Source organism: Allobosea sp., from assembly GCF_035999205.1.
In the GTDB taxonomy this organism is placed as follows: domain Bacteria; phylum Pseudomonadota; class Alphaproteobacteria; order Rhizobiales; family Beijerinckiaceae; genus Allobosea.
Map to the genome: position 1 here is coordinate 1 of NZ_DASYHA010000022.1, position 2,142 is coordinate 2,142.

1 protein-coding gene and 1 pseudogene are annotated in these 2,142 nt (G+C 66.3%); both read right to left on the reverse strand.

Annotated features, from left to right (window positions below; genetic code table 11):
• Positions 1–1,557: HAMP domain-containing protein (locus VGN82_RS12555; protein WP_327527364.1), on the reverse strand; the 1,557-nt coding region annotated here is incomplete at its 3' end.
• A gap of 92 nt (positions 1,558–1,649) precedes the next feature.
• A pseudogene (locus VGN82_RS12560) lies at positions 1,650–2,142 on the reverse strand (methyl-accepting chemotaxis protein); the annotation flags it as partial.

Genomic DNA, 2,142 nt, shown 5'->3' on the forward strand with positions numbered 1-2,142 from the left:
GATGTTGATCTTCGCCGCGATCGTCTGCATCGCGTCGACCGCCTTGCCGACGGCGATGCCCGAAGCCTCGGCATCCTTCGCCGACTGGCCCGCCATCTTCTCGGTGGTCGCGGCATTCTCGGCGTTCTGCTTCACATTCGCAGCCATCTCCTCCATCGAGGACGAGGCTTCCTCGGTCGACGAGGCCTGCTCGGTCGAGCCTTGCGACAGCTGCTCGGCGCTCGCCGACAGCTCCTGAGAACCGGACGAGACGTTCTCCGCCGCCTGGATCGCCTGGGTGACGATGGTGCGCAGCTTGTCCAGCATGTTCTCGAGCGAGATGCCGAGCGTGTCCTTGTCGGAGAGGCGCTTGGCCTCGACGGTCAGGTCGCCATTGGCGATCGCGTCGGCGACGGCCGCGGTGGCGTTGAGGTTGGCCGTCATGGTGTTGAGCGAGGTCACGAGATCGCCGATCTCGTCATTGCTCTTCACGGCGATGTTCTGGCTGAGGTCGCCGATGGCGACGGCATTGGCGAGGCCGACGGCGCTGGCAAGACCGCGGCTGATGTTGAGCGCGATCCAGGTGGCGGCGGCGATGGCGATCAGCAGGGATGCGACCAGGATCGAGATCAGGAGCGTCTTGGCGAAGGCCGCGGCCTCCGACGCAGCGACCGCGGCGTTGTTCGCCGCCTTGCTCGCGAAAGTGCTGTAGCCGTCGAGCTCAGCCGTGAGTTCGGTCAACGCGGTCGCGCCGGTCGTCATGGTCGATGACGTCGCCTTGATCGTTCCCGCCTCAGCGGCGATGCCGACGGTGTGCAGGGCGGATGCGATGCCCTTGTCGAAGGCCGCCGTCATGGCAGCCGTCTGGAGGCCCAGCTGGTTGAGCTCGGTAGCGGCTTTGCCGAGCTTGGCACGAACGCTGAGCGCCTGGTCGCCGAGCTCCTTGTTGAGCTTCTCGACCTCGGCAACGGTCTGCACGTTGAATGCGAGCGCAGCCGTACGGGTCAGGCGCAGCCATTCGAGGCGGGCTTCCTGGAAGGCAAGCGCAGCGCGCAGCATCTCGGGCGAGGCGTCGGGACGCGAAGCCGCTGCGATCACCGGGTTCGTGGCTGCGGTGATCGCCTGGATCAGCGGCACCGTTTCCGTCTGCCAGGCAGTCGTCGCGCGGTTGCTCGAGTTGAGCTTCGCGTTGGCCAGGGTCTCGTCCTGGATGGCGCCGTAGCGGTTCGCCTTTTCCGTGATCTGCGCGAGGAAACGCCGCCCCTCCTCGCTGGCGCCGTTGGCGAGAGCTGCCGTCTGGGTCATTGCCGAGTGGCGGCGCTCGACCGCGCGGGCGGCCTGGGCCTCGGTGTCCTTCTGGGACGCGGCCAGCACGGCATTCTTCTCCGAGCGAGCGGAGGAGCCGAAGGCCTCGAGAACATTGCCGATGTCATCGACGCGCTTCGAGAGGACGACGAGCCTTTCCTGCGTCTCGGTCATCTCCGACAGCTTGATGTAGGAGAGCCCGCCAGCCGCCATGGACAGGGCGATCACGACGCCGAAGGCGCCGGCCAGTTTGGTCTTGATGGTCAAACGCATAACTCAACTCACATTGGGAGGTCGATCAGGGGAGGAGGCTGAAGGCATAGGCGGCTGAGGCCCCGCCGATGGCGGGAACTCCGAAGACCGGTCTAGGAGGCGCGGCGGAACTGGGCGTCGTGCTCGTCTCCCGCATCGTCGAGATCGAAGGCAAAGCCTCCCTTCGTGGCCTTGCCGACGGACACCGGAGCAGGCTTCGATTTCCGGGGAGCGGCTGCCGCCTTCATCTGCGCCGCCTTGGCCTTGAGCTGGCCGACGGCGCGATCGATCGAGGGAGCGGCGCCTGCCTTACCTTCATCGATCCGGAAGAAGGCGATGGTGGACTGGAGCTGCTCGGCCTGGGCAGCGAGTTCCTCGGAGGTGGCCGAGACCTGCTCGGAGGCCGCAGCGTTCTGCTGGGTCACCTTGTCGAGCTGCTGGATAGCCTGGTTGATCTGGGTCGAACCGACATCCTGCTCGCGGCAGGCGGCGGTGATCTCCTCGACCAGCTCGGCGGTCTTCTTGATGTCCGGCACCAGCTTGGCCAGCATCGCACCGGCTTCCTGCGCGACCTTCACCGTGTCGGTCGAGAGCGTGCCGATCTCG